The 9,512-nt window shown below is 42.5% G+C and carries 9 protein-coding genes; all 9 read left to right on the forward strand.

Annotation, left to right across the window (positions count from 1 at the left end):
- Positions 1-20: 20 nt before the first annotated feature.
- The 9 genes from ACFSY7_RS16680 (at position 21) to lysS (ending at position 8,901) form a co-directional block, all read left to right on the forward strand.
- Positions 21-1,496, forward strand: a complete 1,476-nt coding sequence (locus ACFSY7_RS16680; RefSeq protein ID WP_380148766.1) for an aldehyde dehydrogenase family protein — start codon at positions 21-23, stop codon at positions 1,494-1,496.
- Between the two features lie 133 nt (positions 1,497-1,629).
- Positions 1,630-2,568, forward strand: coding sequence for a cysteine synthase A (gene cysK, locus ACFSY7_RS16685; protein ID WP_126988960.1), 939 nt, complete (start codon positions 1,630-1,632; stop codon positions 2,566-2,568).
- 137 nt (positions 2,569-2,705) lie between these two features.
- On the forward strand, positions 2,706-4,097 hold the full coding sequence (locus ACFSY7_RS16690) for an anthranilate synthase component I family protein (RefSeq protein ID WP_380148751.1): 1,392 nt from the start codon (positions 2,706-2,708) through the stop codon (positions 4,095-4,097).
- A gap of 4 nt (positions 4,098-4,101) precedes the next feature.
- The gene (gene pabA, locus ACFSY7_RS16695) at positions 4,102-4,680 is read left to right on the forward strand and encodes an aminodeoxychorismate/anthranilate synthase component II (RefSeq protein ID WP_380148752.1); all 579 of its coding nucleotides are present in this window, start codon (positions 4,102-4,104) and stop codon (positions 4,678-4,680) included.
- On the forward strand, positions 4,681-5,505 hold the full coding sequence (pabC, locus tag ACFSY7_RS16700; protein WP_380148754.1) for an aminodeoxychorismate lyase: 825 nt from the start codon (positions 4,681-4,683) through the stop codon (positions 5,503-5,505). It begins immediately after the preceding gene.
- Positions 5,506-5,507: 2 nt separating this feature from the next.
- Positions 5,508-6,335, forward strand: coding sequence for a dihydropteroate synthase (folP, locus tag ACFSY7_RS16705; protein ID WP_126988964.1), 828 nt, complete (start codon positions 5,508-5,510; stop codon positions 6,333-6,335).
- Between the two features lie 11 nt (positions 6,336-6,346).
- Positions 6,347-6,712, forward strand: a complete 366-nt coding sequence (folB, locus tag ACFSY7_RS16710) for a dihydroneopterin aldolase (RefSeq protein WP_380148756.1) — start codon at positions 6,347-6,349, stop codon at positions 6,710-6,712.
- Entirely contained in the window at positions 6,712-7,200 is a 489-nt protein-coding gene (gene folK, locus ACFSY7_RS16715; protein WP_380148757.1) for a 2-amino-4-hydroxy-6-hydroxymethyldihydropteridine diphosphokinase, read from the forward strand. Before folB ends, folK begins: the two co-directional genes overlap by 1 nt.
- Before the next feature lie 219 nt (positions 7,201-7,419).
- Positions 7,420-8,901, forward strand: coding sequence for a lysine--tRNA ligase (gene lysS, locus ACFSY7_RS16720; RefSeq protein WP_370323565.1), 1,482 nt, complete (start codon positions 7,420-7,422; stop codon positions 8,899-8,901).
- Positions 8,902-9,512 lie beyond the last annotated feature (611 nt).

Here is a 9,512-nt window from a genome sequence, read left to right on the forward strand (position 1 = left end):
AAATGGAAGCAACGCAAGCAGTGAAAACATTAAAAAACTATATTAATGGTGAATGGCAGGCGCCTTCATCAGACCGCGTGGAAGATGTTATTAATCCAGCGACAGGTGAAGTGATTGGGAAAATTGCCTTTTCAACAAAAGAGGATACGGAGCGTGCAATTGATGCCGCACGTCAGGCATTTGATAGTGGTGTATGGGCTGACGCAACAACGCATGAGCGCGCAGCTGTCCTGTTGAAAATTGCTGATTTAATCGAAGCTGAAGCAGAAGAACTCGCAAAAGCAGAGACAATCGATAATGGTAAAATCTTAACCGAAGCCGAATTTGATGTAGCTGATGCGGCGACATGCTTCCGTTATTACGCGGGCATTATTATGCACCCAGATGGCGAAACCTATCACGTGCCGGACAACGTACAAGCGATGGTCGTGAAGGAGCCAGTTGGCGTGACAGGTTTAATCGTACCGTGGAATTTCCCAATTTTAATGTCTGTATGGAAACTTGCACCAGCGTTAGCGGCAGGAAACGCCATTGTATACAAGCCTTCAGAGGTAACACCAATGAATGCACAGCGTTTATTTGAGATTTTTGAAGAAGCGGGTGTCCCACATGGTGTGGTAAATATGGTTGTCGGCGACGGTCCAACGGTCGGTCAGACAATTTCAGAAAGCCATGAGGTGGACATGGTGTCATTCACAGGAAGTACAGCAGTTGGCCGTGAAATTATGAAAGCCGCTGCTGGTAATTTGAAAAAGATTTCGCTTGAACTAGGTGGTAAATCGCCAAATATCGTTTTTGCGGATGCCGATTTAGAAACGGCGGTTGATTATGGTTTATTTGGTATTTTCTTTGGCTCAGGACAAGTGTGCTCAGCAGGGAGCCGCATCCTAGTAGAGGAAAGTATCTATGACCGCTATGTAGAGCGCTTTGCAGAGCGTGCGCAGTTGATCAAAGTAGGACCAGGGTTAGATCCTACATCGAATATGGGTGCAATCGTTAGTGAGAAACAGTTGAATCGTATTTTAGACTATATTGAGATTGGTAAATCAGAGGGCGCGCGTCTTGTTGCAGGCGGGAAGCGTGTTGTCGATAATAATCTTGATAAAGGATTCTTTATAGAGCCAACGGTGTTTGCAGATTGTACGCCAGAGATGCGTATTGTACGAGAGGAGATTTTTGGACCGGTCGTGACGATTCAAAAATTCTCAACAGAGGAAGAAGCAATTCGTCTCGCAAATGATACCGATTATGGCCTTGCAGGGGGCGTGTTCTCGGGTGACGGTGCGAAGGCGCTGCGCGTCATTAAAAAAGTACGCGCTGGGATTACATGGGTGAATGATTACCATCCAACATATGTAGAAGCTCCTTGGGGTGGCTACAAGCAATCTGGGATTGGTCGTAGCTTAGGCAAGTACAGCCTTGAAGAATTCCAAGAAGTGAAGCAAATTAATATCCGTTTATCTGTCGAACCAAACGGCTGGTTCCCGGCAGAGTAATACACAAAAAGTGAATTATGTAAAAACACACAATATTCTAAAAAATATTGTGTGTTTTTTCGTTGACATTCAGAAACCGGGAGAGTAAACTTAAAACATATAAAATTACTAGGAATTAGGAGTGGAAAACATTATGACATACCAAATCGCAAATTCTGTTGCTGACTTAGTTGGTAACACACCATTAGTAAAATTAAATCACGCTACAGGCCCGAACGATGCAAACGTATACGTGAAATTAGAGTATATGAACCCAGGTTCTTCTGTAAAAGACCGTTTAGCATTAGCAATGGTAGAAAAAGCAGAAAAAGATGGCATCCTAAAAGAAGGTAGCACATTAATCGAACCAACATCAGGTAACACAGGTATCGGTCTTGCGATGATCGCTGCAGCAAAAGGATATAAATCAGTCATCGTAATGCCTGATACAATGTCTCTAGAACGTCGTAACCTATTACGCGCTTACGGTGCTGAATTAATTTTAACTCCAGGTGCGGATGGTATGAAAGGTGCAATCGCGAAAGCGGAAGAACTATCTAAAGAAAACGGTTGGTTCTTACCACAACAATTCGAAAACCCAGTGAACGCAGTAATGCACTACGAAACAACTGGTCAAGAAATCGTAAAAGCATTCAAAGAAGCTGATCTTCAAGTAGATGCATTCATCGCAGGTGTAGGTACTGGTGGTACAGTATCAGGCGTTGGTAAAGCGTTAAAAGAAAACTTCTCTGACGTTGAAATCATCGCTGTTGAACCAAAAGATTCGCCAGTTCTTGAAGGCGGTAAACCAGGTCCTCACAAAATCCAAGGTATCGGTGCAGGTTTCGTACCAGCTACGCTAGATACAGAAGTATATGATGTAGTAATCGGTGTAGAAAATGACGATGCATTCGAAACATCTCGTAAAGTAGCAAAAGAAGAAGGTATCTTAGGTGGTATTTCTTCAGGTGCTGCGATTTGGGCTGCTGTTGAAACAGCTAAAAAATTAGGTAAAGGCAAAAACGTTGTAGCAGTACTTGCTTCTAACGGTGAACGTTACCTATCAACTCCTTTATATCACTTCGACGATTAATTCGTTTGAAGCAAGAGGAATCGCGTTTTTACGCGGTTCCTTTTTTTAATGGAAAAAAGTGTCCCAGAGTACAATTTATGTTATATGATGCACGTAGGTAAGAAAAAAGACAGAGAACATGTTGGAGGTAGCGAGACGTGAATATTGTACAGTCAAACACTTTTTCATTAACACCAGATGCCTTTTTTTACGGCTATAAGCAGCAAACAGCGCATCTAGCACATCATCTTTTTTTAGAGAGCGGCCGAGGTGGAAAGCAATCCATTGCCGCATGGAATCCACTCGCTATTGTGGAAGCAATTGAAGGTGGTATCAAAATTACGTGGCGTGATGGTCGCGTAGAGCAGCAATACGGTGAGGCACTACAGCTTGCGGAAGATTTTGTTATGCAGTATCGCACTGATTGCCCGCATGATTATTTTTATGGCGGGGCAATTGGGTTTATTACGTATGATTATGTACGTCAAATCGAAAAAATACCGACGATTGCTGAAGATGACTTACAGGTACCGGATATTTTCTTTTATGTTGTTGATCACTGGGCAGTATTAGATGTCGCAACAAACACCGCCCGTATGATGAAGCTAGAAAGTAGCTCTATCGATGTCGAGCAGGCGGCAAGAGACTACGAAGCGGCAGCGACTGTAGGGCTTACTATGCGAAAATTCAATCAAACAGATGCCTTACCGGTAGCGATGGATGTACGTCGTTTAAAATCAATGTCAGGCGCGCAGTTTGAAGCAGCTGTGACAAAAATTCAGGACTATATCGCGGCAGGTGACGTTTTTCAGGTCAATTTATCAGTGCGCCAGGAGGAAACCCTTGATGTCCCACCAATTGATGTATACGAGGCGCTACGTACATTTAATCCATCACCGTATATGTCCTATATCGCGGCACCTACGTTTGCGGTAGCATCTGGCTCTCCGGAACTCTTGATTGAGAAAAAGGGCGACGCTTTATCGACGCGTCCGATTGCTGGCACACGTCCACGCGGTGCAAATGATGCCGAGGATTTAGCCTTAGCAAAGGAATTAATCGACAATGAAAAAGAACGTGCAGAACATGTGATGCTTGTAGATTTAGAGCGCAATGATTTAGGGCGTGTAGCAGCATATGGTTCCGTCCATGTCGATGAATTTATGGTTATCGAAAAATATTCCCATGTGCAGCATATTGTATCGAATGTACGAGGTACAGCACGCAAAGACCAAACGAATGCAGATATGATTCGAGCCGTATTCCCAGGAGGAACGATTACGGGTGCACCGAAAATTCGTACGATGGAAATTATTGAAGAACTGGAGCCCGTACGCCGTGGTCTGTATACCGGCTCGATTGGCTGGCTTGGCTTCAATGGCGATTTTGATTTAAATATCGTTATTCGCACTGCGTATATTCAGCATAATACGGCATATATTCAAGCAGGTGCAGGCATTGTCATTGACTCGGTACCAGAGCGTGAATATGTCGAATCACTTAATAAGGCGAAGGCAATGTGGCAGGCAAAACAGATGGCGGAGGCGTAGCACGATGATTTTAATGATTGATAATTATGATTCATTTACGTATAACTTAGTACAGTATTTTGGCGAGCTTGATCAGGAGCTTCGTGTTGTACGCAATGACCAACTGACGCTTCAAGACATTGAGGCGCTAGCGCCAAAAATGATTGTTATTTCACCAGGACCACGTACACCAGATGATGCGGGCATTAGCCTCGAGGCGATTCGTCACTTTGCGGGACGGATTCCGATTTTTGGTGTGTGCTTGGGGCATCAAGCCATTGCGCAAGTATTTGGCGGCGATGTCGTGCGCGCAACGCGTTTAATGCACGGTAAAACTTCACCAATTCTTCATAACAATACCGGCGTCCATCAGCAACTCGCAAATCCATATTTGGCGACGCGCTATCATTCGCTAATTGTAGACCGCAAGACCCTACCAGATTGTCTAGAAATTACAGCATGGACAGCAGAGGGGGAAATCATGGGGCTACGACATAAGGAGCTTGCAATCGAAGGGGTGCAGTTCCACCCCGAGTCGATCATGACCGAAAGTGGCAAGCAACTGCTCCAAAACTTTATTGATGCATATGTGGAGGTCGGATAAATGTGGTGTTTTCATAATGGTATGTATGTAAAGGCAGAGGATTTACGCATTTCACCGTTTGATCATGGCTATTTGTATGGTCTAGGTGTTTTTGAAACGCTGCGAACTTATGACGGCAAGCCTTTTTTATGGCATGAACATTTTACACGAATGCAAGAGGCGCTTAGTGTCTATCATATTCAATTGCCATATACAGAGCAGGAGCTACACGATGTTATAATGGAATTAAATGTGCGTAATGGCGGTGATGATGGTTATTTTCGTGTGAATGTATCAGCAGGGGAAGCGGGCATTGGTCTTGCGAAGACGACTTACGACGAGCCAACTGTTATCATTTTTCGCAAACCGCTTGAGCTACCGCCTTGTGGTACGGAAAAAAATGCGGTGTGGCTAGATACGGTGCGTAATTCGCCGGAGCAACATACCCGTTTTAAGTCACATCATTATGCGAATAATATCGTAGCTCGCTTTGAAATACCTTCATTAGCATCGCTTGAAGGCTTCTTTTTAAATGACCAGGGCTATGTGGCAGAGGGCATTACGTCGAATATCTTTTGGGTAACGGATGGTATCATTTATACACCGGCACTATCAACAGGTATTTTACCAGGAATTACGCGTGCACATGTCATGACACTTGCCCCGGTGATAGAAGGTACATTTACAAAAGAGGATATGCTACGAGCAGATGAATGCTTTATTACGACGTCGATTCAGGAATTGATTCCGATTCGTGCAGTAGGTGATAAGCAATTTGCGGGAAGTGACGGCTCGGTCTATCAAGCACTGCATGCACGTTATATTGAAACGATAAAGGAGTCTTAACGGTGAATTTAGAGCATTATAAGCCAGTCGAGATAGCTGGACATACATTAGATTTTCAACATGAAACCTTTGTGATGGGTATTTTAAACGTGACCCCAGATTCATTTTCTGACGGTGGTCAATTTAATACGGTCGAAACAGCCGTTGCCCATGCGAAGCAAATGGTCGCAGATGGCGCAAAAATTATCGATATTGGTGGCGAGTCTACACGCCCAGGGCATACACCAATTTCTGCTGAAGAGGAAATGGCACGAATTTTACCGGTCATCCGTGCGATTCGTAGTGAAGTTGATGTGTTATTATCCGTCGATACATTCAAATCTGAGGTAGCACGCGCAGCAGTTGAAGCGGGTGTTCATATTATTAATGATATTTGGGGTGCACAGCATGACCCGAAAATCGCGGATGTGGCAGCAGAACTGCATGTCCCAATTATTTTAATGCATAATCGTGTTAATACCGATTACGGCGATAACTTCTGGGCGTCTGCAAAAGCTGATATCGAGCGGAGCATTACGATTGCGAAAAATGCTGGTGTTCCTGATGAGCATATTTGGCTCGACCCAGGTGTAGGCTTTGCGAAAACACGCGCGCAGGATTTAGAAATCATGCGCTGTCTACCAGAGCTAAGTGATATGGGCTATCCCGTTCTATTGGCGACATCGCGTAAGCGCGTCATTGGTGATGTACTTGATTTACCGAAGGACGAGCGAATGGAAGGAACAGCTGCTACATGCTGTTATGGCGTAGACAAGGGCTGTCATATGGTACGTGTGCATGATGTGAAGCCGATTGCACGCATGATGAAAATGATGGATGCACTGAAATAGGAGGAAAACAAATGGATTATATTCATATTAAGGATATGGAATTTTACGGCTACCACGGTGTGCTTGAGCAGGAGACTGTACTTGGTCAGCGCTTTCGTGTGACACTTGCGATTGCGGTTGATTTACAGCATGCAGGGGAAACGGATGATTTAACCGATACGGTAAGCTATGCGGAGGTATTTGAGATTTGCCAAAAAATCGTTGAAGGCAAGCCGTATCAATTAATTGAAGCGGTAGCAGAGCACATCGCAAAAGCGGTTCGTGAGGCGTATCCAGTAGCAGTGAAAGGCATTCGTGTTGAAGTCATTAAGCCCGATCCACCGATTCGTGGACATTACCGCGAGGTCGCTGTGGAAATTACACGAGGTGACTTTTAATGAATGAAGCTTATATTTCACTAGGGTCCAATATGGGCGATAAAGAGGAAGCACTACGCCATGCCGTTGCGCTTTTAAATGAACATGAAGGCATCCATGTGTTAGCAGTTTCTTCTATATATGATACGGACCCCGTTGGCTACGAGGAGCAGGATGTGTTTTTGAATATTGTCGTAAAAATTGAAACGACACTCGCCGCACAGCCCTTACTCGAAGTGTGCCAGAAAATTGAGCAGGAATTAAAGCGTGTGCGTATCATTCGCTGGGGGCCACGTACGATTGATTTAGATATTTTATTATTTAATGATGAAGTAATTGAAACCGATACATTAAGCGTACCGCATCCACGTATGCATGAGCGTGCGTTTGTGCTCGTACCATTAATGGAATTAGACAAAGCCATCGCATTGCCAACAACAAAACGTACGGTTCGTGAACATCTACAAGAAATTGGCGATGGTGGCGTACGTATTTATCGCTCATTCTAAAAAAATTCAGAGCGTGTACTTTTGCATAAGAGCGCCTTTAAACACAGTGGAATGGACGTAAGCTGTAGAGGAATTAGTGGCGACTTCGTTCATTTCTGCTATTATAGAAGGGTAGATTTTCAAATAATTTAAGCAGAAGTAGTGAATTAGCACGCATTTTTGTGTACAATTAATCCATTATGGACTGTTTTTGTAACAATACTAAGGAGTGAAATAATCGTGGCAGAAGAAATTAATGACCAACAACAGGTTCGACGCGACAAAATGGATGAAATCCGTTCACAAGGCATCGATCCTTTCGGTCACCGTTTTGACCGTACGCACTTAACAAGTGACTTACGCGCTCAATACGCTGACACAACGCAAGAAGAATTCGAAGAAAACCCTGTAGAAGTAGTACTAGCAGGTCGTATCATGACGAAACGTCGTAAAGGTAAAGTAACTTTCGCAAACATCAAAGACTTCGGTGGACAAATTCAAATTTACGTACGTAAAGATGCAATCGGTGAAGATCCTTATGAAATCGTGAAAAAAGCCGATCTTGGCGATATCGTCGGTGTAAAAGGGAACCTATTCAAAACACATGTAGGTGAATTAACAGTTAAAGTTACTGAATTTACGTTCCTTTCTAAAGGTTTACGCCCATTACCAGAGAAATTCCACGGTTTACAAGATGTTGAGCAACGTTACCGTCAACGCTACTTAGATTTAATTACAAGTGATGATAGCATGAAAACATTTGTGACTCGTACACAAATTATTAGCGCAATTCGTTCGTTCTTAAATACAAAAGGTTTCTTAGAAGTAGAAACACCGATGCTAAATGCAGTAGCAGGTGGTGCAGCAGCACGTCCATTCGTGACACACCACAATGCCTTAGATGCACAAATGTATATGCGTATCGCAATCGAACTATACTTAAAACGTTTAATCGTTGGTGGTATGGAAAAAGTATATGAAATCGGCCGTGTATTCCGTAACGAAGGTGTATCAACTCGTCACAACCCAGAGTTTACACTTCTTGAGTTATATGAAGCATATGCAGACTACAACGATATCATGGACTTAACAGAAGATTTATTCGTACACGTAGCACAAGAAGTAATTGGTACAACTCAATTACAATACGGCGACGACGTAATCGATTTATCTAAAGGCTGGAAACGTCTACACATGGTAGATGCAGTTAAAGAAGCTACAGGCGTTGACTTCTTCCAAGAAATGACGAAAGAAGAAGCACAAGCTCTTGCGAAAGAACACCACATTGATATCAAAGATACAATGGAAGTTGGTCACATTATTAATGAATTCTTCGAACAAAAAGTAGAAGAAACATTAGTACAACCTACATTTGTCTATGGTCACCCAGTGGAAATCTCTCCATTAGCTAAGAAAAACCCTGAAGATCCTCGTTTCACTGACCGTTTCGAATTATTCATCGTACGTCGTGAACATGCAAATGCATTCACAGAACTTAATGATCCAATCGACCAACGCGAACGCTTCGAAGCGCAAATGGTAGAAAAAGAACAAGGTAATGATGAAGCGCATGATATGGATGAAGACTTCTTAGAAGCTTTAGAGTATGGTATGCCGCCAACAGGTGGTCTAGGTATTGGTATTGACCGTATGATCATGTTATTAACAAATGCACAATCAATTCGTGACGTATTATTATTCCCATTAATGCGCCAACGCTAATTAATAATAGTAGAAAAAGGAGCTAGATTTACGCTAGCTCCTTTTCTTTTTGTTTAAAAACAGTGATTTTATAAGGATGTTTAAAATGAGAGAACTTGAAATAGCGAAAGACGTTCTTATGAGAGTAATAATAGTTCAATTTAAGTCTTGTAATAACTACAAAATTACATTAGAATAGTATTTGTCATCAACGAGGTATTCACACTTGAAAAACTTCGTTAGCAGCTGTATACTAATAAAGTTGCTGAAATAAAGCATTTAAATATTTTTAAAAAAGTTGTTGACATTAAGTTCTCTACTTGATATAATATTTAAGTCGCTAAGAGGTGACGCTAACAAAACGATAAAAAATTCGAAAAAAGAATTTGAAAAAAGTTCTTGACATCGAAAATGAGTTATGTTAGAATAATTAAGTCGCTAAGGAAACTTACTGACAACGAAATGAACCTTGAAAACTGAACAAGCAAGATGTAATCACAATAAATTCGGTTCAATTGAATCGAAACAAAATGTTATCAAGCAAGATAACGCTAGCAAAGCAAATGAGCTTTCAAACACTTTTTATGGAGAGTTTGATCCTGGCTCAGGACGAACGCTGGCGGCGTGCCTAA

The sequence above is a fragment of the Kurthia populi genome, assembly GCF_042686175.1.
Taxonomy (GTDB): domain Bacteria; phylum Bacillota; class Bacilli; order Bacillales_A; family Planococcaceae; genus Kurthia; species Kurthia populi.